The organism is Streptomyces sp. NPDC058470 (assembly GCF_042721055.1).
Classification (GTDB): Bacteria; Actinomycetota; Actinomycetes; order Streptomycetales; family Streptomycetaceae; genus Streptomyces.
The window spans coordinates 62063-86404 of record NZ_JBHXMF010000040.1 but is presented as its reverse complement, the minus strand read 5'-3'; the positions used below and the strand labels follow the sequence as shown (position 1 = coordinate 86404).

At 70.3% G+C, this 24342-nt stretch carries 25 protein-coding genes and 2 pseudogenes; 17 read left to right on the top strand and 10 right to left on the bottom strand.

What is annotated here, in order from left to right; translation table 11 throughout:
* Positions 1-441 precede the first annotated feature (441 nt).
* The 4 genes from ACFWP7_RS27465 (at position 442) to ACFWP7_RS27450 (ending at position 3031) form a co-directional block, all read left to right on the top strand.
* Complete coding sequence (locus ACFWP7_RS27465; RefSeq protein ID WP_384386181.1) at positions 442-1332, top strand: glycoside hydrolase family 19 protein; 891 nt, start codon at positions 442-444, stop codon at positions 1330-1332.
* 84 nt (positions 1333-1416) lie between these two features.
* Complete coding sequence (locus ACFWP7_RS27460; protein ID WP_384386178.1) at positions 1417-2322, top strand: aldo/keto reductase; 906 nt, start codon at positions 1417-1419, stop codon at positions 2320-2322.
* 109 nt (positions 2323-2431) lie between these two features.
* Positions 2432-2584 carry a hypothetical protein gene (locus ACFWP7_RS27455; protein WP_384386175.1) on the top strand — a complete coding sequence of 51 codons (153 nt, stop codon included), beginning with the start codon at positions 2432-2434 and terminating at the stop codon, positions 2582-2584.
* A gap of 243 nt (positions 2585-2827) precedes the next feature.
* Positions 2828-3031, top strand: a complete 204-nt coding sequence (locus ACFWP7_RS27450) for a hypothetical protein (RefSeq protein WP_384386172.1) — start codon at positions 2828-2830, stop codon at positions 3029-3031.
* Between the two features lie 33 nt (positions 3032-3064).
* Here the strand turns inward: ACFWP7_RS27450 and ACFWP7_RS27445 are convergent, their stop codons facing one another.
* Complete coding sequence (locus ACFWP7_RS27445; protein WP_384386198.1) at positions 3065-3775, bottom strand: dienelactone hydrolase family protein; 711 nt, start codon at positions 3773-3775, stop codon at positions 3065-3067.
* 348 nt (positions 3776-4123) lie between these two features.
* Positions 4124-4357 (bottom strand): annotated as a pseudogene (locus tag ACFWP7_RS27440) (phosphatase PAP2 family protein); the annotation flags it as partial.
* 571 nt (positions 4358-4928) lie between these two features.
* Between ACFWP7_RS27440 and ACFWP7_RS27435 the strand changes: the two are divergent.
* Positions 4929-5336: a VOC family protein gene (locus ACFWP7_RS27435; protein WP_384386170.1), complete on the top strand. Its 408-nt coding sequence runs from the start codon at positions 4929-4931 to the stop codon at positions 5334-5336.
* A gap of 33 nt (positions 5337-5369) precedes the next feature.
* The gene (locus ACFWP7_RS27430) at positions 5370-6440 is read left to right on the top strand and encodes an adenosine deaminase (RefSeq protein WP_384386167.1); all 1071 of its coding nucleotides are present in this window, start codon (positions 5370-5372) and stop codon (positions 6438-6440) included.
* A 171-nt stretch (positions 6441-6611) separates the two neighbouring features.
* Here ACFWP7_RS27430 and ACFWP7_RS27425 read toward each other — a convergent pair whose 3' ends face one another.
* Together ACFWP7_RS27425 and ACFWP7_RS27420 are read right to left on the bottom strand one after the other, a co-directional pair.
* Positions 6612-7112, bottom strand: coding sequence for a DinB family protein (locus ACFWP7_RS27425; RefSeq protein WP_384386164.1), 501 nt, complete (start codon positions 7110-7112; stop codon positions 6612-6614).
* Positions 7113-7164: 52 nt separating this feature from the next.
* The gene (locus ACFWP7_RS27420; protein ID WP_384386162.1) at positions 7165-8058 is read right to left on the bottom strand and encodes a LysR family transcriptional regulator; all 894 of its coding nucleotides are present in this window, start codon (positions 8056-8058) and stop codon (positions 7165-7167) included.
* Between the two features lie 148 nt (positions 8059-8206).
* Between ACFWP7_RS27420 and mgrA the strand changes: the two genes are divergently transcribed.
* Positions 8207-9208 carry an L-glyceraldehyde 3-phosphate reductase gene (gene mgrA, locus ACFWP7_RS27415; RefSeq protein WP_384386159.1) on the top strand — a complete coding sequence of 334 codons (1002 nt, stop codon included), beginning with the start codon at positions 8207-8209 and terminating at the stop codon, positions 9206-9208.
* Here mgrA and ACFWP7_RS27410 read toward each other — a convergent pair.
* Positions 9189-10187, bottom strand: coding sequence for an oxidoreductase (locus tag ACFWP7_RS27410; protein ID WP_384386156.1), 999 nt, complete (start codon positions 10185-10187; stop codon positions 9189-9191). The genes mgrA and ACFWP7_RS27410 overlap by 20 nt on opposite strands.
* 99 nt (positions 10188-10286) lie before the next feature.
* Between ACFWP7_RS27410 and ACFWP7_RS27405 the strand changes: the two genes are divergently transcribed.
* Positions 10287-11216, top strand: coding sequence for an AraC family transcriptional regulator (locus tag ACFWP7_RS27405; protein WP_384386154.1), 930 nt, complete (start codon positions 10287-10289; stop codon positions 11214-11216).
* A gap of 13 nt (positions 11217-11229) precedes the next feature.
* On the opposite strand, the gene ACFWP7_RS27400 is transcribed toward ACFWP7_RS27405, so the two are convergent.
* Positions 11230-11517, bottom strand: a complete 288-nt coding sequence (locus ACFWP7_RS27400; RefSeq protein ID WP_384386152.1) for a DUF1905 domain-containing protein — start codon at positions 11515-11517, stop codon at positions 11230-11232.
* 92 nt (positions 11518-11609) lie between these two features.
* Positions 11610-11987: a nuclear transport factor 2 family protein gene (locus ACFWP7_RS27395; protein ID WP_384386149.1), complete on the bottom strand. Its 378-nt coding sequence runs from the start codon at positions 11985-11987 to the stop codon at positions 11610-11612.
* A gap of 356 nt (positions 11988-12343) precedes the next feature.
* On the opposite strand from ACFWP7_RS27395, the gene ACFWP7_RS27390 reads away from it, so the two are divergent.
* From ACFWP7_RS27390 to ACFWP7_RS27370, 5 genes are all read left to right on the top strand, one after another.
* The gene (locus ACFWP7_RS27390) at positions 12344-12754 is read left to right on the top strand and encodes a hypothetical protein (protein ID WP_384386147.1); all 411 of its coding nucleotides are present in this window, start codon (positions 12344-12346) and stop codon (positions 12752-12754) included.
* A 105-nt stretch (positions 12755-12859) separates the two neighbouring features.
* Positions 12860-15193 carry an FHA domain-containing protein gene (locus ACFWP7_RS27385; RefSeq protein WP_384386144.1) on the top strand — a complete coding sequence of 778 codons (2334 nt, stop codon included), beginning with the start codon at positions 12860-12862 and terminating at the stop codon, positions 15191-15193.
* A gap of 5 nt (positions 15194-15198) precedes the next feature.
* The gene (locus ACFWP7_RS27380) at positions 15199-15780 is read left to right on the top strand and encodes a hypothetical protein (protein ID WP_384386141.1); all 582 of its coding nucleotides are present in this window, start codon (positions 15199-15201) and stop codon (positions 15778-15780) included.
* Positions 15781-15811: 31 nt separating this feature from the next.
* Entirely contained in the window at positions 15812-16816 is a 1005-nt protein-coding gene (locus ACFWP7_RS27375; RefSeq protein ID WP_384386138.1) for a serine/threonine-protein kinase, read from the top strand.
* A gap of 77 nt (positions 16817-16893) precedes the next feature.
* The gene (locus ACFWP7_RS27370; RefSeq protein ID WP_384386136.1) at positions 16894-18378 is read left to right on the top strand and encodes an alpha/beta hydrolase; all 1485 of its coding nucleotides are present in this window, start codon (positions 16894-16896) and stop codon (positions 18376-18378) included.
* Here the strand turns inward: ACFWP7_RS27370 and ACFWP7_RS27365 are convergent.
* On the bottom strand, positions 18375-19688 hold the full coding sequence (locus ACFWP7_RS27365) for a streptophobe family protein (protein WP_384386133.1): 1314 nt from the start codon (positions 19686-19688) through the stop codon (positions 18375-18377). The genes ACFWP7_RS27370 and ACFWP7_RS27365 overlap by 4 nt on opposite strands.
* A 226-nt stretch (positions 19689-19914) precedes the next feature.
* Between ACFWP7_RS27365 and ACFWP7_RS27360 the strand changes: the two genes are divergently transcribed.
* Positions 19915-21285, top strand: a complete 1371-nt coding sequence (locus ACFWP7_RS27360; protein WP_384386130.1) for a DUF6777 domain-containing protein — start codon at positions 19915-19917, stop codon at positions 21283-21285.
* Positions 21286-21385: 100 nt separating this feature from the next.
* Here ACFWP7_RS27360 and ACFWP7_RS27355 read toward each other — a convergent pair whose 3' ends face one another.
* Both ACFWP7_RS27355 and ACFWP7_RS27350 read right to left on the bottom strand, forming a co-directional pair.
* On the bottom strand, positions 21386-21742 hold the full coding sequence (locus tag ACFWP7_RS27355) for a nuclear transport factor 2 family protein (RefSeq protein ID WP_384386127.1): 357 nt from the start codon (positions 21740-21742) through the stop codon (positions 21386-21388).
* 5 nt (positions 21743-21747) lie between these two features.
* Positions 21748-22497 (bottom strand): SDR family oxidoreductase, encoded by a 750-nt coding sequence (locus ACFWP7_RS27350; RefSeq protein ID WP_384386123.1) that lies wholly within the window; start codon positions 22495-22497, stop codon positions 21748-21750.
* A gap of 154 nt (positions 22498-22651) precedes the next feature.
* Between ACFWP7_RS27350 and ACFWP7_RS27345 the strand changes: the two genes are divergently transcribed.
* The 3 genes and pseudogenes from ACFWP7_RS27345 to ACFWP7_RS27335 all read left to right on the top strand — a co-directional run.
* Positions 22652-23491 carry a helix-turn-helix domain-containing protein gene (locus tag ACFWP7_RS27345; RefSeq protein WP_384386120.1) on the top strand — a complete coding sequence of 280 codons (840 nt, stop codon included), beginning with the start codon at positions 22652-22654 and terminating at the stop codon, positions 23489-23491.
* A gap of 102 nt (positions 23492-23593) precedes the next feature.
* Positions 23594-24049: a helix-turn-helix domain-containing protein gene (locus ACFWP7_RS27340; protein WP_384386117.1), complete on the top strand. Its 456-nt coding sequence runs from the start codon at positions 23594-23596 to the stop codon at positions 24047-24049.
* Positions 24050-24077: 28 nt separating this feature from the next.
* Positions 24078-24332: pseudogene (locus ACFWP7_RS27335) on the top strand (hypothetical protein); the annotation flags it as partial.
* Between the last annotated feature and the right edge of the window lie 10 nt (positions 24333-24342).

Below are 24342 nucleotides of genomic sequence, written 5' to 3'. Positions count from 1 at the left end.
TCATCGCGGAGTCTCCCGGGCGGAGTCGAAGTGAAGGCGGGCGCGGGGCCGGGGGGCCGGGCGGGAGGCCCCGGCCCCCGCCGGCGGGGGGCCCTGCCCGGCGGGGGGGCCGGGGGGGCGGGGGGGGGGGGGGGCCGGGGCGGGGGGTGCCCGCCCGGGGCCCACCGCGCTGTTCAAGTGTCATAAGTGTCATTGAATGACACGATATAGGGCCTACTCCCCAATTGTCGCCGGATGCTCGGGAGTTCACCCGTCAACGTTGTCGGATCCATCTGGTCTAGACCTTGACTGGTACAGACCAATACGGTTGAGTGTGCCTCCACACCCCCCACCACGGCCGCTCCCGACGCCGTGTCCGGCCCCGCCGGCGCGTGCGCACAAGGCTTTGCTTCGCTTTGCCCTTGGTCGGGTGCGGCCGTGCTCCGAAGAGGAGTTGATCCTGTGTCGAGGCGCCGCATCTCCGCAGTCATGGCCGCAGTCATCATAGGAACCGCCGCACCGGCGCTCCTGCCGGCCACGAGCGCTTCCGCCGCGGCCTGTTCGAGCTACTCGAGCTGGGTGGCCGGCAAGGCGTACGTCACCGGCAACATCGTCCGCTACACCGACGGCAAGGCCTACATCGCCGAGCACGACAACCCGGGCTACGACCCCACCGTCAGCACCTGGTATTGGGAGCCCTACGCCTGTGACAGCGGCACCGGGACCCCCGCCGCCAGCTTCGTCGTCACCGAGGCGCAGTTCAACCAGATGTTCCCGAGCCGGAACTCCTTCTACACCTACAGCGGCCTGGTCGCCGCGCTGAGCGCCTACCCGGCCTTCGCCAAAACCGGCAGCGACACGGTGAAGAAGCAGGAGGCCGCGGCCTTCCTCGCCAACGTCAACCACGAGACCGGCGGCCTCGTCTACATCGTCGAGCAGAACACGGCCAACTACCCGCACTATTGCGACTACAGCCAGTCGTACGGCTGCCCGGCCGGTCAGTCCGCGTACTACGGCCGTGGGCCGATCCAGCTCAGCTGGAACTTCAACTACAAGGCCGCCGGCGACGCGCTCGGCATCGACCTGCTCCACAACCCCTCGCTCGTGCAGACCGACGCCGCCGTGGCCTGGAAGACCGGCCTCTGGTACTGGAACACCCAGACCGGTCCCGGCACCATGACCCCCCACAACGCCATGGTCAACAGCGCGGGCTTCGGCCAGACCATCCGCAGCATCAACGGTTCGCTGGAATGCGACGGGAAGAACCCCGCGCAGGTCCAGAGCCGCGTTGACGCCTACAACCGCTTCGTCGGCATCCTCGGCACCACCGCCGGAGCCAACCTCTACTGCTGACGCAGTCATCTCCCAGACCGTGTCCATGTGAGCGGTGTCCTGGGCGCGCACACGTACCCGTAGGTCGTGTGCAAAGCTGCCGCGATGACCTCAGCGAAGATCACCGCGGCAGCCGCGGGCACCTGGAAACTCGGCGATCTGCCCGTCAACCGCATCGGATTCGGCGCGATGCGGCTGACGGGCAGTGCGGCCTTTCACCTGGGCACGCCGAGCGACCGCACCCGCTCGATCGCCGTGCTCCGGCGCGCGATCGAGCTCGGCGTCGACCACATCGACACCGCCGCCTTCTACTTCTCGTCGCTGCGCTCCGCGAACGAACTGATCAACAGCGCGCTCGCCCCGTATTCGGACGGACTGGTCATCGCCACGAAGGTCGGGCCGCACCGTGACTACTCGGGGGAGTGGGGCACCGCCGCCAGGGCGGACCAACTGCGCGGCCAGGTCGAGGAGAACCTGCGGCAGCTCGGCCGCGACCATCTCGACGTGGTGTATCTCCGCCGGATGCGACAGGACTCCATCGCCGAGCACTTCGGGGCGCTGGCCGAGCTGCGCGACGCCGGCCTGATCCGGCACCTCGCCCTCTCCGACGTCGGATCCGGGCACCTCGCCGAGGCACAGGCCATCGCACCCGTGGTGAGCGTGCAGAACAAGTACGGTCTCGACTTCCCGGACCCCGAGACCGACGCCCTCCTGCGGGTCTGCGGCGAACAGGGCATCGCCTTCGTGCCCTTCTTCGCGATCGCGGGCAAGGGCGGCGCCCAGGGCGCGAGCGGCGCCGATGACGACGAAGTCCTCGCCGTCGCGCGTGCGCACGGCGCGAGCCCCGCACAGGTCCGGCTCGCCTGGACCCTGCGGCAGGGCCCACACGTGCTCGCCATCCCCGGCACCGGCAACCCGGACCACCTCGCCGAGAACGTGGCCGCGGGCGCGCTCCGGCTCACCGACGAAGAAACGACCCGCCTCGACGCACGCCACGCGCGAGGAGAGTGAGGGCGGGGCCGTTCTATGGGGGCGGGTTTCCCAGGGGTACCGGGTGCGTGAGTGATGGTGGTCTTGAGGGGTGGGTTTCCCAGGGATCCGCCGCGGCGGTGCCGGGTGCGTGAGCGAGGGCGGACTTCAGGAGCGGGTGACCGACACGCGGGGGCGAGCCATGCTGGGGGTGACCCGACTGAAGGGGCGAGGACCGCGTGTCCTCACCAGCACGGAGATCAACGGCCTCGGTGACCTGCCTCTCGCGGCGGTGACGTCATGACCGGGACCGTCCTGGTGACCGGCGGCACCGGATTTGCCGCCGGCTGGTGCATCGTCGAACTGCTGCAACAGGGATACGACGTGCGCACCACGGTGCGCGGTTCGTCCCGTGAAGAACCCGTACTTCGCGCCATGACCTCACCGGAGGCGGCGGGGCAGCGTTTCATCGCCGCCGGGGAGTTCCGCTGGATGGCCGACATCGCACAGGAGCTGCGCGCCGCGCTCGGCGACGCGGCGGCGAAAGGTGCCCACGCGCAAACTCCCCGACTTCGCGGTCCGCCTGCTGGCGCGCTTCGATCCCGGGGTTCGCGCGGTCGCGCCCTACCTGGGACGCAGGCATCTGCACACCGCCGACAAGGCACGGCAGACGCTGACGTGGCAGCCGCGCCCCGCCGCCGAGACCATCACCGACTGTGCGCGAAGTCTCGCCGCCCATCAGGTGGTGTGAGTCCCTGCCCGGAGGCGGGCGGCCTCCGAAGGCTCAGCCCAACTGCTCGTGCAGGAAGGCCACCGTGCGCTGCCAGGCCAGCGCGGCCGACTCGGGGTCGTACACGCTGGGACGTCCGTCGTTGAAGAAGGCGTGCCGAGCGGGGTACAGGTGCATGTCCGGAGTGATGCCGGACTGCTGATGAATCGCCGCGCTCATCTGCTCCAGGCCCTCCTTGGAGATACTCGCGTCGAGTTCGCCGTAGTGACCCTGGATCTGCGCCTTGAGGCCGGAGTAGTCGTGCTCCGGGTCCGCGATCGCGCCGTAGAACGGCACCGCCGCGGTGACGCGCCGGTCCACACTGGCCAGGTGGAGGACGAAGCCGCCGCCCATGCAGAAGCCGACCGAGCCCACCGTGTCGGAGGTCACCTCGGGCAGCCCGAGGAGGTGGTCGACGGCGCCGGAGAGCAGCTCGACGCCGCGCGACACCGGCAGCTCCTTCGCCATCCGCAGCGCTTCGGCCTTCTCGTGCGCGACATTGCCGCCGTACAGGTCCGGTGCGAGAGCCACGAATCCCTCTGCCGCCAGCCGGTCGGCGACATTCGCTATGTGATCGGTGAGACCCCACCACTCCTGGATGACGATGACGCCGGGTCCCCGGCCGGAGGGCGGCAGCGCGAGATAGCCGTGCGCGGTGGTCCCGGCGCTGGGGAACGTCACGTTCTGATGGGCCGGGGCTCCGGTCGACTTCGGCAGCTCGGACATGGCACTCAACTCCTGGGGAGGCGGCATCGGCACAGGGCGCGGCGGGGCCGGCCCCGAATCGATCTCCACCATGCCACGCGTACCTGTAGTGCTTCCTGCCGCCCCGCCTCGCCCGGCACCCGACTCCCGGTCACCCAGGCCGCTCTCACGGCCCGTACGAGAAGGCCGCGGCGAAGGGCCGACGGGCACCTCGCGGTGCTGGGCGGCTGCATGGTTGCCGTCTTCCACCGTCGTGTCCGGGCAGGGTGGCGGCGCCGATATCGCGGAGTAGGCGCCGGGAGCGAACCGTGCGACGGCGTACGTGGTGAGGCTCAGCCAGCAGAGGCTCAAGAGCCACCCGCCCAGGACGTCCGAGAACCAGTGAACGCCCAGATAGACACGGGACAGCCCGACCAGTGCGGCCCAGCAGCCGATGAGAAGGGTGAGCGACGTTCTGCCGCGCCCGGCCCGTGCGAGCACCGCGAGAATGAGCAGCCCGCCGGTGACCGCGGACGTGGTGGTGTGGCCGGAGGGAAACGACCAGCGGGAGGCGTGCGCGGCCCAGTCGACTGTCGCGGGGCGGGGCCGGGCGACCCAGGACATCACCCCGTAACGCACGGACTGCGCGGCGGCGAGGCAGCCGAGACAGCCCACGACAGCGAGGATCCGCTGCCCGCTGGTGCGCCCGAGAATGATCCCGGCCACGCCGACCAGGACGAACGGGATGATCCCCGTGCCGCTGTTCGTCACCAGGCGCGCCAGGGCGACCGCGACGGCCGGACGGTGTCCCACGGACCACGAGGTGAGGTCCTCGTCGCCGAACAGGGCGGCGCCGCCCCGGCCGGACACGGTCAGGGCCAGCAACACGAAAGCGACCAGGCTCCCCACCGCCATCGAACCGGCGAGGTCCCTGGCGTCCTTGAGCGGCGGCGCGGCACGCGGCGCTGCGGGCATCGGCGTGGACCCCTTCCGTAACGGCGCGCGGGCGCGGCGGACGACCACTTCCGAGCTGACTACAATCCTGTAGACGGTCGGCACAACTGTAGACGATCGCCGAGTCGGGATCGTTCCCATGCCGTGAGTCCCGCGAGGAGCGACGGTCCCCCGATCCCCCGATCCGGGATGCCGTACCCTACGTGTTACGTATAACCCACGATCCTCCGGAGAGGTCCCGATGAGACACGTCGCCCTGGTCACCCTCGTCGTCGACGACTACGACGAGGCGATCCGCTTCTACACCGAAGCCCTCGGATTCCGGCTGGTCGAGGACACACCGCGCCCCGACGGCTCCCGCTGGGTCGTGGTCGAACCGGGCATGGAACGGCAGAAAGGCCAGGGCACCGGTCTTGTGCTGGGCCGCGCCAAGGACGAGGCGCAGCGCGTGCGGGTCGGTGACCAGACCGGCGGGCGCGTGGGCTTCTTCCTGCACACCGACGACTTCGCCCGCGACTACACGCGGATGCGCGCCGCCGGTGTGACCTTCCTGGAGGAACCGCGCCACGAACCGTACGGCTCGGTCGTCGTCTTCCAGGACCTGTACGGAAACCGCTGGGACCTGCTCCAGCCCGCCCCCACCGCATAAACCACCGAACCAAGCTGCCGAGGAAACACACGCATGACCGCGCCCCGCATCGACATCGACACCATCCGCCGACTCCCCAAGGCCGTCCTGCACGATCACCTCGACGGCGGCCTGCGCCCCGACACCCTCGTGGAGCTCGCCGAGTCGGTCGGCCACACCCTGCCCACCACCGATCCCGAGGCCCTGGCAGCCTGGTACTACGAGGCCGCCAACTCCGGGGACCTGGTGCGCTACATAGCCACCTTCGAGCACACCCTCGCCGTGATGCAGAGCCGCGAGGGCCTGCTGCGCACCGCCGAGGAGTACGTCCTCGACCTGGCCGCCGACGGCGTCGTCTACGGCGAGGTGCGGTACGCACCCGAGCTGATGCTGGACGGTGGGCTCAACCTGCCCGAGGTCGTCGAGACCGTGCAGGAGGGCCTGGCGGCGGGCATGGCCAAGGCGGCCGCCGCGGGCACCCCGGTGCGCGTCGGCACGCTGCTGTGCGGGATGCGGATGTTCGACCGCACCCGGGAGATCGCGGACCTCGCGGTGGCCTTCCGGGACGGTGGCGTCGTCGGCTTCGACATCGCGGGCGCCGAGGACGGCTTCCCGCCCGCAGACCACCTGGCCGCCTTCGAGCACCTGCGCCGCGAGAACGTGCCGTTCACCATCCACGCCGGTGAGGCGCACGGTCTGCCCAGCATCCACCAGGCCCTCCAGGTCTGCGGCGCCCAGCGCATCGGCCACGGCGTCCGCATCACCGAGGACATCGTCGACGGCAAGCTCGGCCGGCTCGCGGGCTGGGTCCGCGACCGTCGTATCGCTCTGGAGATGTGCCCGACGTCCAACCTTCAGACAGGCGCCGCGACCTCCATCGCCGAGCACCCCATCACCGCCCTGCGCGACCTCGGTTTCCGGGTCACCCTCAACACCGACAACCGTCTGGTGTCGGGCACCACGATGACCCGCGAGATGTCACTTCTTGTCGAGGAGGCGGCCTGGACCGTCGAGGATTTGCGCACGGTCACCGTGAACACGGTCAAGAGCGCGTTCCTCCCCTTCGACGAGCGCAACGCCCTCATCCGCGACGTGGTGCTGCCCGGCTACGAGGCCGTGCTCTAGGCCCTGTCGTCACATTCCCGTCTGCCTCGCGACGCCATGCACGCCCTCTCGCCGCGCCGGGCGCAGACCCAAGTACGTCCCGTACGAGGGTCCACGCCCGGCACACCGAGAGCACGCACCTGACGCCGCGAGGCCGCCCTCCGGGCGACGACGGGAATGTGACGACAAGACCTAGAGCAACCCCCGTACGTACGCTGCCTGGCCGACATGCTGCAGATCGTCGGAAAGAACGCTCACCAGGCGCACGCCAAGGGTGACCGGCGGGTCCCAGTGCGCGTCCACGACGCGCTCCAGGTCCTTGGCTCCCAGTCCGCGGACGAACCCCAGCGTCTGTTCGTGCACGGCGTCGTAGTAACCCAGCAGCAGGTCGCCCGACTCCACCCGGACCTGGGCGACCTGCTTGGCCGCGTGCCCGTACCCGGTGTCCCGATGGGGGAGACCCAGCGCGAAGCGGTCGGCCCACCCCTGTGCCAGCCAGACCTGTTCGAAGTCGGCCGCGTCGGCGACATGGTCGTCCTGGACGCGGGTGAGATGCCAGATCAGCCAGGAGACCGAGTTGGCGCCGACGGCAGGAGGGGTGTTGAGGCGGTCCGGGGGCAGCCCGTCGACCACGGCATGGACCTCTTCCTGGATGCGGCTGTACGCGTCGATGAGAATGTCCTTTGCGTGCATGCGTCCACCATCGCGCATCGCGGTCCCCCGCGCGCGCCACTCCCCAGGGGCGTCAGGCGCGCTGCTCCGCGGAGTCGAGCAGGACCATCAGCGCCCGTGCCGCCGGACTGGTGGCGTCCGTAGGCGGCAGCATGGCGACCGTCTCGTACGACGCCTCGGAGACGCCCTTGAAGGGGAGGGCGGTGAGATCGCCGGCCTCGCGCTTGAAGCCGAAGTGCCGTGGCACCACAGCGATTCCGAGGCCCTCGTGGACGAGCTCCAGCAGGCTGTGTACGTCGTTGACCTCAAGTGTCACGGTCCGCTGCACGCCCGCGGCGACGAAGGCCGCGTCCGTGGTGCGGCGCGGACCCCAGTCGGGGTGGAAGTCGACGAAGTCCTCGCCGCCCAGTTCCTCGGGCGTGAGCACCGCGGCGGTCGCGAGGCGGTGCTCCGGATGGCAGAGCACGGTCATCGGCTCGCTGGTCAGCGGCACCGAACGCAACTGGTCGGTGTCCGCCTGCGTCCGCACGGCGAAGGCCAGGTCGAGCCGCCCGGCGGCGACCTCCTCGGCCAGCGCCCAGGAACCCGCCTGCCGCAGTCGGATCTCCACGTCGGGGTGGCGCCGCCGGAACGCGGCAAGCAGCGTGGCCACATGCACTCCGGCGATGCACTGCTCGGTGCCGAGGGCGAGCGTGCCGCGCAGCACACCCTGCACCGCGGCCACGGCGTCGTGGGCCGAGCGGACCTGGGCGAGGATCCGCTCCGCCTCGCCGAGCAGGGCCCGGCCGGCCTCCGTGAGCGTGACCCGGCGAGTGGTACGGACGAACAGCGGAGCCTGCAGCTCCCGTTCCAGGGCACGGATCGAGGACGACAGGCCCGACTGCGACACCATGAGCCGCTCGGCCGCCCGGGTGAAGTGCTGGTCCTCGGCGACGGCGACGAAATGCTGGAGATGGCGCAGTTCCATGAGGGACCAGGGTAGTCGCCGCGCGGAAACCGCCCCCACCGATTGAGAAGCGCGGGCGCTGAATGTCATCCGATTCTCCCGTTGGACCGCTGCCCCGGGCACGCGCGAGAGTGGAGACCTGATTTTCCCGGCATCTCAGGAGTACGCGTTGTACACCGCACACACCGACCGTTACGCGGACATGCCCTACCGGCGCACCGGACGCAGCGGCCTGAAACTTCCCGCGCTGTCGCTCGGCCTGTGGCACAACTTCGGCCCCGACCGGCCCGTGGAGACCCAGCGCGCGATCCTGCGCCGCGCCTTCGATCTCGGCGTCACCCACTTCGACCTGGCGAACAACTACGGCCCGCCGCCCGGCGCCGCCGAGTCCGCCCTCGGCGACGCCCTGAAGGCGGACTTCACGCCCTACCGCGACGAGCTGGTCATCTCCACCAAGGCGGGCTACCTGATGTGGCCGGGCCCGTACGGCGAATGGGGTTCACGCAAGTACCTGCTGTCCTCGCTGGACCAGAGCCTTGGCCGCATGGGTCTCGATTACGTGGACATCTTCTACTCGCACCGCCCGGACCCGGAGACTCCCCTCGAGGAGACGATGGGCGCCCTGCACTCGGCGGTCCAGCAGGGCAAGGCGCTGTACGTCGGCGTCTCCAACTACTCGCCGGAGCAGACCCGCGAGGCCGCCCGCGTTCTCGGTGAACTGGGCACCCCGCTGCTGATCCACCAGCCGCGCTACTCGATGCTCGACCGCCGACCCGAGGCGGAGGGGCTCCTGGACGCCTTGGACGAGCTGAAGGTCGGCTCCATCGCCTACTCGCCGCTGGAGCAGGGCCTGCTGACCAGCCGTTACCTCGACGGCATCCCGGAGGGCTCGCGCGCCGCCAGTGACAGCCCCTTCCTGAGTGCGGACACGGTCACCGAGGATCTCGTACGACAGCTGCGCGCCCTCGACGAGATCGCCAAGTCCCGTGGCCAGTCCCTGGCCCAGCTGGCGCTGGCCTGGGTGCTGCGCGGTGGCCGGGTGACCTCCGCGCTCATCGGCGCGAGCAGCACCCAGCAGCTGGAGGACAGCGTGACGGCCACCCGCGCCCTGGACTTCGACCCTCAGGAGCTGGCCCGGATCGACGCGATCATCAAGCCGGCCGGCCGATGAGGCGCTCGCTGAGCTCCCAGAGCCGGTCGGCCGCCTCGGGGTCGACGGCGTAGGGCAGTACGCCGGCCTTCCAGGACCTGTTCATGAGGGTCCAGTCGTGGCCCTCCTCCAGCGACATCGGGGGAGCGACGTCGCTGTTCTCGCAGTAGAGGCCGCCCAGGGAGTCGAGCAGGGGGCTGGTGGCGCACCACACGCTGGTGGCCGCTCCCTGCTCGACCGTTTTGAGCTGCCGCTCGGGGTCCAGCACCGGCTGCCCGTCGTCGTCGAGTACGCCGACGGCCTTCAGGTCCTCCTCCGCGAGGTACTTCTTCAGGCCGGTCGCGACGATGCTTCCCGGGTGCAGGGAGAAGGCCCGCACTCCGTCAGCCTTTGCGCGGGCGTCCAGCCCGACCGCGAACAGGATGTTGGCCGTCTTGGACTGGCCGTAGGCCGCCCAGCGGTCGTACTCACGGCGCTCGAAATGCGGGTCGTCGAACACGACCGGTGAGAAGCGGTGCCCCCAGGACGACACCGAGACGACCCGCGCCCCGCCCGCCCGGCGCAGTGCGGGCCGCAGCCGGGCGACCAGCTGGAAGTGGCCGAGGTGGTTCGTGGCGAACTGCGCCTCGTAGCCCCGTGCGTCGCGCATCAGTGGAGTCGCCATGATGCCCGCGCTGTTCACGAGGATGTGCAGCGGCCGACCGGAGGCGAGGAAACACTCCGCGAAGGCGTCGATGGAGGCGGGGTCGAGCAGATCCATCGTCTCGACCTCGACGCCGTCGACCTCCTTCAGCGCGGCCCGCGCCCTGTCGGTGTCGCGCGCCGGTACGACGACCTCGGCGCCCGCGGAACGCAGCACGCGCGTGGTCTCCAGGCCGATGCCGGAATAGCCGCCGGTGACGACGGCGACCTTGCCGGTCAGGTCGATGCCCTTGATGACGTCCTCGGCGGTGGACGCGGCGTCGAACCCGGAGTGGAGGGGCTCTTGGACGGTGGTCATGGCTCGGATCTCCTTCAGTGGGCTGTCCTGCCACCGTATGACCGGAGATCCGTACGCTGAATGCTTGAGAGTCCGCATTACTTGCGCGATAGTACGGAGATGCCTGCTGATCCCCTCTCCGACACCCTCGCTCTCACCGACGCCCGATGCGTCATCTCCGGTGGCTTCACGGCCGGCGGTGACTGGGCGCTGCGCTTTCCCCGGCCCGGTCGGCTCAAGATCACCGCTGTGGTGAAGGGGAGCTTCTGGGTGGCCCTCGACGACATGCCGGAGGCCGTGCTGCTGGAGGCCGGAGACGTGGCCGTCTTCGACGGCAGCCGCCCCTTCGTGGTCTCCAGCGATCCGGCACTGGAACCGGCCGACGCGTCGACGCTGTTCGCCGACGCGGCCGGCCCCATGGTCCGGTTCGGTGCGGGCACGGACGTCGTCTCCATCGGCGGTCATGTCGAACTGGGGCGAAACGGCGAGGAGTTGCTGCTGCACGCTCTGCCGCCGCTGCTGCATGTCCGCGCCGCCGCGGACGAGGCACCCGTGCTGGGCTGGCTGCTCGACCAGCTCGTCCATGAACTGACCGCCGGCCGTGCCGGCGCCGACTTCGCGTCCGACCAGCTCGCCCAGCTGATGTTCGTCCAGGTCCTGCGCGCCTACCTCGCGGACGCCGACGCGCTTCCGCCCGGGCGGCTGCGGGCCCTCGCCGACGACCGCATCGCCCCCGCCCTGCGGCTGATGCACGCCGAGCCCGGCCGCCCCTGGCAGTTGGAGGAACTCGCCCGAGCGGCCGCGATGTCACGGACCACCTTCGCCCAGCGCTTCCGTGCGGTGGCCGGCGTACCGCCCCTGACCTATCTGCTCGACTGGCGCATGAGTCTGGCCCGGCGTGCCCTGCGGGACGGTGAGGCCTCGTTGTCGGCGCTGGCTCAGCGGGTCGGCTACACGTCCGAGAGCGCGTTCAGCAACGCCTTCAAGCGCACGACCGGAATGGCCCCGAAGCGTTACCGGGACGCGGCACGGACCGTGGTCACGCCCTGAGCCGCGGCCGGGCTCAGGCGTTGAGCCGCTCTTCCAGTCGCACCGTGACCGTGTCGCCCTCCGCCTTCCCGATCGCTCTGCGCACCTCGGCGTTGACCGGCAGCATGTGGGTGCCGTCCCCCAGGGCCATGAAGGAACTGCGGAAAGGATGGCCGTCGATCGTGCCGCTGACCTTGACCAGTCCGCGGGTCCCGAAGAACGCGACGGACTCCGCCCATTTGACGTAGGTCCAACTGCCGGCTTCGGGACTCTTCTTCAACACAGCGGTGAAGTGCGCGTCCACTTTGCTCACGGTGCTCATGGGGTTCTCCCTTTCCGTAGGCGCCCTACTCAAGAGACCACCGTGAGCCGGAAAACTCATCGCGGGGAGACAGTTGTCCGTGCCCCGACGACCTAGACGGGTACGCGGTCCAGGAATCCGTGCACACTCCGGATACGGTCCTCGCCGTCGAGGGTGATCACGTCGAATCCGGCCACGGGCGCCGAACCGTCCGCCTCGTGGACCAGTTCCCAGCCGAAGCGCGCGGTGTCGTGGTGTCCGTCGACCGTGCCCGTGAGGTGGAAGGCGAAGCCGGGGAACTGCTCGTGCACCGCGGCGATCACGGCGGCGATCTGCTCGTGGCCGCGGACCTCGGCCAGCGGGTCGATGTAGTCGCCGTCCGTGGCCCACGCGGCGGCGACCGTCTTCGCGAGCGCGTCCGGCTCCGCGGTGTTCCAGGCCTCGAAGTAGCGGGCTACGGCACTCTCGTAACGGTCGTTGCTTGCGGGCATGGTTGATCAGCCTCCATCACATCGGGGTTCGTGCAGGTCGGGATCCGGATTCCGGGGGGTGATGCGCTGCTGGGATCCGATATCGCAACCATGCCCGGAGGCCCTCGAAAGCGTCGATTACCTCTGGGGTAAAGGTGGCCCGTTGGGTTTCGGCCAAATCTGGTGACGAATATGCCAGGAGACTGGCTGGAATGGCGTGGTGACAGAGTGTCAGGAGTGGCGATACTCGAATCCAAGGGCAATTCAGCCAAGCCCGTACAGCGCCATCATGCACAACAGCGCCATCATGCACAGCAGACGAGCCGCAGGGAAAGTGAGGCAGCTCCGGCAGCGAGCGACGCGATGGGGGAGCGATCGTGCACGATGAATTCCTGTGCTACGTGACCGCGTACGGAATATGCGGCGGTCAGCGGGTGGGTGTGCCGCTGGGAAGTTATCGCGCGCCCACCCTGGCGCTCGCCCTGTGGTGGATGCGGGACCGTGCCGCGTGGATGGCCGAGCGGCTCGACCCGCAGCCCGAGGATCCGACCTTCCCGCCGAACTCCATCGCGCCGGTGGGGTCGACCGTCCCGGACGTGCCCGGCGTCCTGCGTGCCTGGTGCGGCGACTCGACGCAACAGGAGCTGGTCGCCGATGAGTTGGCCGCCGGAAGGCTCGTCCGCGTCGCCACCAATGACGACACCACCGAGTACGAGCTGATGGCCGAGTCCGTGGACGCCCGGCGCATGCAGCGGACCGCCGCCGTACTCGGCAGCTCGGCGGCCTGACCTCTGGAGCTGCCCGCCCGGCCCGCAATCCGTGAGGGGCCCTCGATGGCGCCCCGTGAAGACACCCATCAGGCGAATATATGGACGAATAGCTAGAATTCAGGCATGGCAGAGCGGCCGGTCATGCCCATCGCGCCCGAACTCGTGCTCGAAACCGAGACGGGTTCCATGGTGATGAGTCCCAGCCGCGACTACCACGTCGGACGCGACCCGTTGAGCGATGTCGTCATCGACGACGCCCGGGTCTCGTGGCACCACGCCGTGCTCCGCCCCGAGGCCGACCACTGGACGGTCGAGGACGAGAACAGCACGAACGGCACGTACGCCGACGGCCGGCGCGTCCACGAATGGGGCGTCGGACCGGGCAGCGTCCTGCGCTTCGGCAACCCCTCCGACGGTCCCCGCGCGGTACTCGCCGACCGGCCTCCGGAACGCCCGTCGGCCGTCTCGCTGCCCTCCGCCACCGGCACCTTCCGGCGGCCCACCACCGTACGGCCGCTGCCCGCCCGCACCGTCCGCATCGGCCGCGGCGGCGACAACGACCTGGTCATCGACGACCTGGTCGTCTCGCGACGGCACGCCGAGCTCCGCGCGCTGCCGGACGGGTCGTACGAGATCGTCGACCTCGGCAGCCACAACGGCACCTTCCTCAACGGCCGGCCCGTGAGCCGCGCGCCGGTCACGCCCGGTGACATCGTCGGCATCGGCCACTCCGCGTTCTGTCTCGTCGGCGACCAGCTGCAGGAGTACGTCGACACGGGCGAGGTCTCCCTCGACGTCCAGGACCTCACGGTCGCCGTCGACCACGGACGCAAGACGCTGCTGGACCAGGTGTCCTTTCCCGTCGGCGAGAAGTGCCTGCTCGCCGTCGTGGGCCCGAGCGGCGCCGGAAAGTCCACGCTCCTGAACGCCCTGACCGGTCTGCGCCCCGCCGATCGCGGCACGGTCCTCTACGACGGCCGCGACCTCTACCGCGACTACGCCGAGCTGCGCCAGCGCATCGGCCTCGTTCCGCAGGACGACATCCTGCACACCCAGCTGACCGTGCGCAAAGCCCTCACGTACGCCGCCCGGCTGCGGTTCCCGCAGGACACCGCGAAGGCGGAGCGCCAAGCCCGGGTCGACGAGGTGATCGGTGAGCTGGGCCTTGGGCAGCGCGCCGACCAGCCCATTCACAGCCTCTCCGGCGGTCAGCGCAAGCGGGTCAGCGTGGCCCTGGAACTGCTGACCAAGCCGTCGCTGCTGTTCCTCGACGAACCGACGTCCGGCCTCGACCCCGGCATGGACCGCTCGGTCATGCACATGCTTCGGGGCCTCGCCGACGACGGCCGCACGGTCATCGTGGTCACCCACAGTGTGCTCAGCCTCGACGTCTGCGACCGCCTCCTCGTGCTCGCGCCCGGCGGAAAGGTCGCCTACTACGGACCGCCCGAGGACGCCCTCGCCTTCTTCGGCTACGAGCAGTGGCCGGAGGCCTTCGAGGACTTCGAGCGGGACCACGACCGGGACTGGGCGGGCGACTACCGGGTGTCACCCTTCCACCGCCAGTACATCGACAACTCCACCTCGCAGCCGTATCAGGCGCAGGCCGCCCCGGTCGCCCCAGTGGGACCACCGCCCAAGCCACAGAGCTGGGGTGCCCAGCTCAGCACCCTGATCCGCCGCTACGCCGCCGCCCTCAGCGCCGACCGGACCTTCCTCATCATCATGATCGCGCTGCCGTTCGTGATGGGCGCGATGGCCCGCGCACTGGCCGGAAGCCGCCTGACACAGGAGACGGCGATGAACGCACTGCTCATTCTGTGCGTGGGGGGAGTCCTGACGGGCGCGGCCAACGCCGTGCGCGAACTGGTCAAGGAACGGGTCATCTACCAACGCGAGCGCGCCGTCGGCCTGTCCAGATCGGCGTACCTCATGTCCAAGGTCGTGGTTCTGGGCACCATCACCGTGCTTCAGGCCGTCGTGCTGAGCCTCGTCGGGCTGTTCGGCGTCGATCTCAACGCACCCGGCGGAGAAGGCGTCCTCATGCCGCCGCTCGTCGAGATCACGGTGGCCGTGGCCCTGCTCGCCTTCACCGCGATGATGCTCGGCCTTCTCGTCTCCGCCATGGTGCGCAAGGAGGAGGTCACCATGCCGCTGCTCGTGCTGCTGGCCATCGTCCAAGTGGTCTTCTGCGGCGCGCTGTTGAAACTGAACGGTGTGCCCGGCATCGAACAGCTCGCCTGGCTGGTGCCCTCGCGCTGGGCTCTGGGCGCGATGGCAGGGACCATCGGGCTGGCCCGGATCCTCCCTGGGAAGCTGACCGGCGACCCGCTGTTCCGGCACGAGACCGGCGTCTGGCTTCTCAACATGGGGATGCTGGTCGTCCTCTCGGTCGTCTTCGGGTACGTGGTGATCCGCCTGCTGCGGCGGCACGAACCCGCTGTCATGCGGAAGTAGGCGCGATGACGACAGCCGAATTCCGCCCCACCCACGTGATCCCCCAGGACGGCCTGCACGCCTGGGAGACCCCCGATCCTTCCCGGCCCACGGTGCCGCTCGACGCGCTGCTGCCGGTCCAGTTGATCGACCGGCTCGGCGACTGGGGCCGGGTCCTGTGCGCCAACGGCTGGTCGGCCTGGGTCGACGGCCGCCTGCTGGTCGCCGTACCGCAGGAGCCGCCCGCCGCCGGCAGCCCCCTCACCCGGACAGCCGATCCGCGCCCCCTCCTGGCCCGCGTCGAAGAGGCGCTCTCCCGCTATCGGGGCGCCGCCGAGGATCTCGCCGCCGGACGGCTCGACGGGCAGTCCTTCCGCGGCCGTACGCAGGGGCAGCGGATCGGGGTGATCGTCGACGGCGAGTCGCTCTGGTTGTACGACGGCGAGCACGAGCGGTGGGTGTACTGCGACGGGACGCGGCTGAGTACCTACGCGGAGGGGCAGGCCCCCGCGGCAGCGGCTCAGGAGCCGGTACGGGAAGAAGCTCCGGTGGGCCGCGAACCCACGCGGGTCGTCACGTACGACGAGGACAACCGGAGTGACCTCTGATGGACGACGAGGACGACTGGAGTGACCTCTGATGGGTGAGGGTGGGCGCCACGACACCAGCCTCTTCTCCGGGCGCCCCTCCGACCTGATCGGACGGCGGATCGCCGGCTACCGGATCGAGCAGGAGATCGGCCGCGGCGGCATGGCCGTCGTCTACCGCGCCAAGGACCTGCGGCTCGACCGGACCGTCGCCCTCAAACTGCTCGCCCCTGAACTGGCCCGCAACGACACCTTCCGCGGCCGCTTCACCCACGAGTCTCGGGTGGCCGCGGCGATCGACCACCCGAACATCGTGCCGGTCTTCGAGGCGGGCGAGACGGACGGCGTCCTGTACATCGCCATGCGGTACGTCGCCGGGCGCGACCTGCGCCACCTGCTCGACCGCCAGGGCCCGTTGCCGGTCAAGGTGGCCACCCGGATCGCCGTCCAGGTCGCCTCCGCGCTCGACGCCGCGCACGACCACGGTCTGGTGCATCGGGACGTGAAACCCGGCAACATCCTGGTCGCCCAGGGCACCGACAGCGACCATCCCGAGCACGTGTACCTCACGGACTTCGGCCTGACGAAGAAGTCGCTGTCGCTCACCGGGTTCACGAGCGTGGGCCAGTTCGTCGGAACGCTCGACTACGTGGCTCCCGAGCAGATCTCGGGCAAGCCGGTCGACGGCCGGTGCGACGTCTACAGCCTTGCCTGCGTCGTCTACGAGACCATGGCCGGGAAACCGCCCTTCCAGCGCGAGGACGACATGGCGCTGCTCTGGGCCCACCAGTACGACGAGCCGCCGCCACTGACCGGCAAACGCCCCGACATCGCCGCTCCCGTCGACGACGTCCTCGCCAAGGCGCTGGCGAAGAGCCCCGACGACCGGTACGACTCCTGCCTCGCCTTCGTGGCAGCGCTGCGGGTCGCCGCGAGCGGCGCCACGGATGCCGGCCACGCGCCGACCCAGGTGGACGGGCGGGTTGTCGGGACATCCGAGTACGGCCCGCCACCGGATCCGCCGGGCTGGGCCGGGCCGGTGTTTCCGGGCGACTAGATGCGGGGGCAAACCCCCCTGAACACACGCCGGTTGGCAGGATGTGGCGGTCGGCGAAGATCGGCGAAGCTCGTCGCATGACGAAGATCCAGCGAAACGCCGCCCTGCTCGCCGCCTCCGCCTTCGTGCTCGGCCTCACCGCACCGCTCACCGCGACCGCTTCGACCGCCGCTGTACCCAAGCCTCTCGCCTGGGCGAAGTGCGAGGGAAGCGGGCTCGATCCGCGGCAGCAGTGCGCGACAGTCGAGGTGCCGATGGACTACGCCAACCCCGACGGTCGGAAGATCACCATCGCTGTTTCCAGGATCCCCAGCGAGAACCCGCAGGCGCGCCGCGGCGTTCTGCTGCTGATTCCCGGCGGACCCGGCGGCTCCAGCCTCAACAACCCTTCGGGCAAGGGGCAGCAGCTGCCGCAGGAGGTGCGGGACGCCTACGACCTGATCGGTTTCGACCCCCGCGGACTCGGCCGCTCCACCCCCGTCACCTGCGGCCTCGACCACAGCGACCTCGCCACGTCGAAACTGCGCCCCTGGCCCGCCCCCGACGGATCGATCACCGAGAACATGGCCACCGCACAGCGCCTGTCCGACGCCTGCGAGCGCAACGGCGGCGAGCTCATCAAGCACATCAGCACCGCCAACGAGGCCCGCGACATCGACCGCATCCGGGCGGCGCTCGGCGAGCGCAAGCTGTCCGCGTGGGGTGTCTCGTACGGGACGTATGTCGGCGCCGTCTACAGCCAGTTGTTCCCGCACCGCACCGACCGCGTCGTGCTGGACAGCAACGACGACCCCGACCACACCCGAGTCGCCCGCGCCTGGCTCGCCGGTCACGAGGCGGGCGTCGAGGACACCTTCCCCGAGTTCGCCACATGGGCGTCCGCACCCGGCAACCCGGACCGGCTGGCCGAGACGGCGGACGAGGTCCGCCCGCTGTTCCTGGACCTCGCCGCGAGACTGGACCGCGAACCGATCCCCTGGCCCGGCGCCAACCCGGAGGAGCTGAACGGCAATGTGCTGCGCCAGACGATGCTGGACAGCCTCTACTCGCCCAGCCGCTTCCCCGACCTGGCCCGGCTGGTCCTTGCCGCGCAGAAGGGCACCCTGCCGCCGGCGCCCCCCGCGCCGCCCGAGGCGGTGCTGCAGAACGTCACCGCTGTCGGCGCCGGGACCCTCTGCAACGACATCGCATGGCCCAAGACGGCCGCCGCGTACGAGAAGGACGTTGCCCGGAGCCGGGCCAAGTACCCGCTGACCGCCGGCATGACAAGGAACGCGATGGTCTGCGCCGCCTGGCCGTTCACGCCGAAGGAGCCCCCGGTACGGATCACCGACCGCGGCCCGTCCAACATCCTGCTCATCCAGAACGAGCGCGATGTGGCCACCCCGCTCAGCGGCGCGCTGAAACTCCGCGACGCCCTGGGCGAGCGGGCCACCATGGTCACCGTGAACTCCACCGGCCACGACGCCTACCTCGCCAACGGCAATGAGTGCGGCGACCGTACCGTCTCCCACTACCTGGCGACGGGGGAGCGCCCCGCCCGGGACACCTACTGCGGTTAGCCGACCTGGACCCCGGGTCCCTCGGCGTGGATCTCGCCCCGCCGGTGGACGCCCTTCGCCAGCAGACCGCCGAGGAACCCGGTGACCAGCCCCCACAGCACGGCGAACCCGAGCGCGGTCCACAGCTCGGGCCGGAGGAAGAGTTCCCCGTTCAGACCGCCGCCGATGTCGCCGATCCCGAGGACCGACAGACCGTAGTGCGCGGAGATCCGGCCGACGAGACAGACCATGAGCACGGTCAACGCGAGCGCGACCGCCATGTGCACGGCGTGCTGCCACAGCCGCATCCGGGCCGGTGAGCGGGCGGCCATCAGGAACGCGGCCGCGAGGAGCAGCACCGCGTCGACGACCAACAGCCACCACGCCTTGCCGTCGAAGTCGGCGAGGGTGCGCAGATTGAGCGTGGAGATGTCCGGGGTGCGCAGCACCTGGTCGAGGAGATGCGGCATCGGCAACCCGAACGGCCCGTCCACGCGCCCGTTCCACGTCACGCCGAGCCCGAGAGTGAAGGCCAGCCAGACGAGGTTGGGGAGACCGAGCAGGAGCACGGCGAACGTCTCGGCGGTGTGCCCGCGACTCGCCGCGACCACCAGGGCGATGACGACGCCCAGGACGACGTACGCGAGGAGCAGCGCGACCATGGCGTACGCGGCCGGACGCACCGACTCCTGGAAGCGCAGCAGCCGGGGCGGGAGTGGAGCCGCGCGCGAGACCAGCAGGGCGAGGACGAGGACGCCCACGAGCCACAGCACACCGAAGACCAGCGTCAGCGGCACATCGGTGGTGAAGCCGACCTTGGGAGCGGCACCGAACAGGTCGCCGATGTCGCCGATCGTTCCGTCACCGAGGGAGATGCTGAAGTTCTGCCGGGCGAAGAGCGCGAGGGCGAGGAGGGCCAGCAGCCACAGGACGGCGATCCGGGCGGCCCATCCGGCCAGCTCGGTGGCTCCGGCGACCGCCCGGCGCCGCAGCGGCCGCAGGAACCCGGCGGCCATCACCAGCGCTCCGGCGAGGGTGACCGACAGGGGAATCACCGTCAGGCCCGCCTTCGTGTCGGCGATCACTCCGGCGCCGCCCGAGAGCTCGATGGTGCCGCCGACGGCCGTGACGACGGTGGCGGCGACCACCCGGGGAAACGCGTTGCCGGGCAGGTCCGCCGCACCGGCCGCCCACAGCCCGAGTGCGGCGACCACCCCCATGACGATCATCCCGGCCAGCACCGCCAGGACGGCCTGGAGCCAGCCGTGGCGGGCGGCCAGTTTGCCACCGGGGCGGACAACTGCCTGGTCGGACGGTGTCTGGGGGCTCACGCTGCCACGCTAAGCAGCGCCGACGCGGTCCGCCCGCCGGGAGGGGCCGACCGCGTCGGCTTGCGGGCGACACGGGACCGGAGCACACAATGGGCTCGTTGTGTAAGAAAGCGATGCCAAACGTAAGAAACCTGTGCGAAGCGTTTGAAGCATCGCGAGGCCTCTGCTTGAAGCATCACAAAGCTTCTGAAGTGCCGCGGGCCCCCTACACCGGGAAGAAGACCTCGTGAGCGTCGAACCGCCGTCCTCAGGCCGCCCCACCGGACCGCCCTCGGGCCCGCTGTCGGGTCCGTCCCAGCCGGGCCCTTCCGAGCCGAGTCCGACCCAGCCCAGTGGCCGTGTGCCCTCGGGTCCGCCGAGCGGTGCGGGTGGAAGCGGCGCGGGTGGGCCCTCCGGGCCCGGCGGACCGGGTGAACCGAGTGAGCCCGGCAAGGGCCGGGACCGTCCCTGGTGGAAATCGGCGCCCCGCGTCGCACTGATCACCGGCGTACTGGTGGCCGCCGTCGTCCTCGGCCTGGTCTTCACCCGCGGCGACGGCGACACCTCCGCGAGCGGCGGCGAGGTCTTCCTCCAGGCGGCGGCCAAGTCGGGACCCGACCCGTTCACGGAGTCGACGGCCAACGACAGCTCCACCCCGTCCGAGACACCCTCGGCGTCCACCGCGTCGGAGTCCGCCAACGTGACGCGGGGCGTGGACGGTTCGGCCCCCGGCCTCTACGGCGGCACCCGCAACGTCTCCAGCTGCGACGTGGAGAAGCAGATCAAGTTCCTCCAGGCCGACCCGGCGAAGAACAACGCGTTCGCGTCGGTGGCGGGCCTGCGTACCTCCCAGGTCCCCGGCTATCTGCGGGCGCTCACCCCGGTGCAACTGGGCTATGACACCCGGGTCACCAACCACGGCTATCGCGACGGCGCCGCCACCAGCTACCAGGCGGTCCTCCAGTCGGGCACCGCTGTTCTCGTCGACGATCACGGCGTCCCCCGGGTGCGCTGCGCCTGCGGCAACCCGCTGGGCGAGCCGGTCGCGCAGAAGACCACGCCCAGGCGGACCGGTGACTCGTGGCCGTCGTACCGGACGCAGAACGTCGTGGTCGTCTCGCCCTCGACGACGGTCATCAACGTGTTCGTCATCTTCGACCCGGACAACGACGAGTGGATCGCCCGGCACAAGGGCGACACCGGCCACCACGACGAGCAGACAAAGCCGCCGGCGCACCTGCCCTTCCCGTCGGCGAGCGTCTCGTCCCCGACTCCGAAATCCCAGTCCCCTTGTGCCTCTTCGCCCGGGACGACGCCGAGCGGCTCTCCGAGCCCGAGCCTGTGCGCGTCGACCTCCCCGGCACCGTCTTCGTCCTCGCCCTCGTCGCCCTCGTTGTCCTCGTCCGCACCGTCGGAGTCCGAGTCTGACTCGCAGTCCCCGCCATCGGAGCCCCCGACGACGGCATCGGACTCGTCACCCGACCTGGCGTCCTCCGCCACGACGACAGAGACGACGACAGGGACGGCGACGGGGACGGCGACGGGGACAGCATCGATGACGGAGGCGTCCTCGGCTTTCAGCGCCCCGGTTTCGTCCGCGACCTCTCCGGGGCTCTGATGATCGAGGAGTACGCCAGGCAGAACGGTCACGCCGACCTCCTGCGCCGTCGGATCGACTCGAGGGCGGGGCCAGTAGCCGTCCCGGCGGGGTGTGAGAATCACACCTCGTTGTTCCACATGCGGAACATGGCGCACTTCCCGTGGCCGTCGAAGGTCACGGTCCACAGGTTGGCGAAGGTGCCGAGCTCCTTGTAGCGGCCGGTGCCCTCGACGGCCGCCGTGTCCCCGTTGACGGCAAGGACGGACCACTCGAACTCCCAGCCGCCTTCCTGCCACCCCGCCCGGCCGAGCCATCCCTCGACGATCTCCTCACGGCCGATCCAGTCCGTCGCGTAGGGCCACTCGTGGTACTCCGCGTGCGCCGCGAAGAGCGCCGCGATGTCCTTGGGGCTGTTGCTCCTCCAGGCCTGCACATACTCCTCGACCCAGGCCTCGACCCGCTGCTTCGTCACCATCGCGCTCACCCCTGCGCCGTCGGCCTGATGACGAGTTCGTTGACGTCGACATCGAGGGGTTGGCTGATGGCGTAGTGGATCGCCTCAGCGATCGCCGAGGAGGGGATCGCGATGCCCATCTGATCCTGGACGGCTTCACGTACGCCGGTGTCGCTGATGCCCTCGGTGAGCTCGCTGCGGGTCAGGCCGGGGCTGATGACGGTGACGCGCAGGTCGCGGCTTTCCTGGCGCAGGCCTTCGGAGAGGGCGCGGACCGCGAACTTGGTGGCGCTGTATACGGCCGCGGTGGGGTCGACGCGGTGCCCCGAGACCGAGGCGATGTTCACCACGTGACCCGCGCCCTGGGCACGCATCAGCGGGAGCACGGCTGCGATGCCGTGCAGGACGCCCCGGATGTTGACGTCGATCATGCGGTTCCACTCGTCGACCTTCAGGGCGTCGAGGGGGGACAGCGGCATCACGCCCGCGTTGTTGACCAGGACGTCGACCCGTCCGTACCGGTCGTGCGCGGCTCCGACGAAGGTGCGCACGCTGTCCAGGCTGGTCACGTCCAGCTCGTGGTGGAGTGCGCTGCCTCCGTCGGCCCGGATCTCCTTGGCGAGAGCGGCGACGCGGTCGGTGCGGCGGGCGCCGAGGGCCAGTCGGTGGCCGGCGGCGGCGAGCCGCCTGGCCGTGGCCTCGCCGATCCCGCTGCTTGCCCCGGTGATCAGCACGACCTTGCCCGGGGAGGCGGCGGTGGTGGCTGGGACGGTCATGAGAACCCCTTCGGACATGTCCGCGACCTGCGGCTCTGTTTCCGGTCAGGGTCCGAGCATGTGCCGGATCCCGCCGCGGCGGCAGGACGTGTCTTCCTGGGTGCGCCACACCCAGGAAGCCGTGACGCGGGAAACACCGACGTACGATTTCTGCATGAGCGGCAACGAGCTGGGCGAGTTTCTGCGAGCACGTCGCTCCCGCCTGAACCCCGCCGATGTGGGCTTCCCGGGCTCCGGGGCACGCCGGGTAGCGGGGCTGCGGCGCGAGGAGGTCGCCGTCCTGGCAGGCGTCAGCGTCGACTACTACGCGCGCCTGGAGCAGGGCCGGGAACGCCACCCCTCCGGGCAGGTCATCGACGCGATCGCCGGCGCGCTGCGCCTGGACACGGACGCCCGCTGGCACGCGTACCGGCTGGCCGGACTCGTGCCGAAGACATCCCCCGTCGGCCGCCGCCAGGAGCGGGTGGCTCCCGCCCTGCTGCGGCTGATGGACGGCTTTCCCGCGGCCGTCGCCTACATCACCAACCGCCGCCTCGACATCCTTGCCTCGAACGCTCCCGCCCGGGCGCTGCTCTCTCCCCTCGCAAATCCCCGTGACATGGTCCACTCGCTCTTCCGCGATCCCGCCGCCCGGCAGCTGTTCGCCGACTGGCCGGCCGTCGCACGTGACACGGTGGCGGCGCTGCGACTGGCGTACGGACACCAGCGGGGCGACCCCGAGACCGGCGCGCTGGTCGAGGAACTCCTCGACAGCAGCGAGGAGTTCGCGGCGCTGTGGCGCAAGCACGGCGTCGGCCGGCTGGGCAGCAAGACCAAGGTGTTCAACCACCCGGACGTGGGCCGGTTCACGCTCACCTACCAGTCCTTCGACGTACAGGACGCCCCCGGGCAGTGCCTGCTCGTCGGCAGCGCCGAACCGGGCACGGCGGACGCCGACTCCCTCGCCCTGCTCGGCGCCCTGCACGCCGACGCTCCGCGACCGTACGGCACTTGATCCGCGGACTTCACCGCAGGCGGCGTACGGCCGACGAGCGATTCCACCGAGAGCGGAACGCCGGTCCCTTCCCCTGCGGCCCATCGCTTCTAGGCTGAAGGGGTGAGCAACCAAGCGCCGAACGAAGCCCGCGTCATCCCTCTGCGCCCGGCGGCAGCGCCGACTCCGACCGTCGCTCCGGCGCGAGTGCCGCAGCGGCCCCGTCCGGTCCTCGCACCCCGCCAGGCGCCACCGGCCGCCACTCCCGCGACCAAGGAGCCGCTGTGGCGCGACCTCGTGGGTGACGTCCTGCGGCGCGAGCGGCTCGCTCAGGAGCGCACGCTCAAGGACGTGGCCGACACGGCCCGGATCTCCATGCCCTACCTCTCGGAGCTGGAGCGCGGCCGCAAGGAGGCTTCGTCCGAAGTCCTCGCGGCAGCCGCGCGGGCCCTGGGCCTCGGCCTGGGCGACCTGCTCTCGCTGGCCCAGGACGAGCTCACCCGACTCGCTCAGGTCAGGCTGGGCCGGAGTCGCACCACGTCGACCTCTCAATACGACGGAATGTGCCTGGCCGCCTGAGAAATCGAGCACACCTTCCGCCTGTTGACTCACTCCCGCCCGCGTCCGCCGCGACTTCCGGCACATTCGTCCCAACGCCGCCTGCCCGGCCAGAGCACCGAAACCCTCGCGCACCGGCTCCGGACGACCACCGGGCCGAAAGAACATCCGGCCCACACCACGCCGCGACGTGCACACACCCCGCCAAACACAGCCGGCGAATCGGCAGACGAAGAAGACTCCGGTCCCGAAGCGGAACCAGTACGCCCCAGCGGATGTCAATCCCTTGAAGGGCGACGGCTGAGGAGACGACC

What these genes read in the sequence shown, in the direction of transcription:
- ACFWP7_RS27460 (WP_384386178.1), top strand. Translation starts at nt 1,417, where the DNA reads ATGACCTCAGCGAAGATCACCGCGGCAGCCGCGGGCACCTGGAAACTC.
- ACFWP7_RS27445 (WP_384386198.1), bottom strand. Translation starts at nt 3,775, where the DNA reads ATGTCCGAGCTGCCGAAGTCGACCGGAGCCCCGGCCCATCAGAACGTG.
- ACFWP7_RS27435 (WP_384386170.1), top strand. Translation starts at nt 4,929, where the DNA reads ATGAGACACGTCGCCCTGGTCACCCTCGTCGTCGACGACTACGACGAG.
- ACFWP7_RS27430 (WP_384386167.1), top strand. Translation starts at nt 5,370, where the DNA reads ATGACCGCGCCCCGCATCGACATCGACACCATCCGCCGACTCCCCAAG.
- ACFWP7_RS27425 (WP_384386164.1), bottom strand. Translation starts at nt 7,112, where the DNA reads ATGCACGCAAAGGACATTCTCATCGACGCGTACAGCCGCATCCAGGAA.
- ACFWP7_RS27420 (WP_384386162.1), bottom strand. Translation starts at nt 8,058, where the DNA reads ATGGAACTGCGCCATCTCCAGCATTTCGTCGCCGTCGCCGAGGACCAG.
- ACFWP7_RS27410 (WP_384386156.1), bottom strand. Translation starts at nt 10,187, where the DNA reads ATGACCACCGTCCAAGAGCCCCTCCACTCCGGGTTCGACGCCGCGTCC.
- ACFWP7_RS27405 (WP_384386154.1), top strand. Translation starts at nt 10,287, where the DNA reads ATGCCTGCTGATCCCCTCTCCGACACCCTCGCTCTCACCGACGCCCGA.
- ACFWP7_RS27400 (WP_384386152.1), bottom strand. Translation starts at nt 11,517, where the DNA reads ATGAGCACCGTGAGCAAAGTGGACGCGCACTTCACCGCTGTGTTGAAG.
- ACFWP7_RS27395 (WP_384386149.1), bottom strand. Translation starts at nt 11,987, where the DNA reads ATGCCCGCAAGCAACGACCGTTACGAGAGTGCCGTAGCCCGCTACTTC.
- ACFWP7_RS27385 (WP_384386144.1), top strand. Translation starts at nt 12,860, where the DNA reads ATGGCAGAGCGGCCGGTCATGCCCATCGCGCCCGAACTCGTGCTCGAA.
- ACFWP7_RS27380 (WP_384386141.1), top strand. Translation starts at nt 15,199, where the DNA reads ATGACGACAGCCGAATTCCGCCCCACCCACGTGATCCCCCAGGACGGC.
- ACFWP7_RS27375 (WP_384386138.1), top strand. Translation starts at nt 15,812, where the DNA reads ATGGGTGAGGGTGGGCGCCACGACACCAGCCTCTTCTCCGGGCGCCCC.
- ACFWP7_RS27370 (WP_384386136.1), top strand. Translation starts at nt 16,894, where the DNA reads ATGACGAAGATCCAGCGAAACGCCGCCCTGCTCGCCGCCTCCGCCTTC.
- ACFWP7_RS27355 (WP_384386127.1), bottom strand. Translation starts at nt 21,742, where the DNA reads ATGGTGACGAAGCAGCGGGTCGAGGCCTGGGTCGAGGAGTATGTGCAG.
- ACFWP7_RS27350 (WP_384386123.1), bottom strand. Translation starts at nt 22,497, where the DNA reads ATGACCGTCCCAGCCACCACCGCCGCCTCCCCGGGCAAGGTCGTGCTG.
- ACFWP7_RS27345 (WP_384386120.1), top strand. Translation starts at nt 22,652, where the DNA reads ATGAGCGGCAACGAGCTGGGCGAGTTTCTGCGAGCACGTCGCTCCCGC.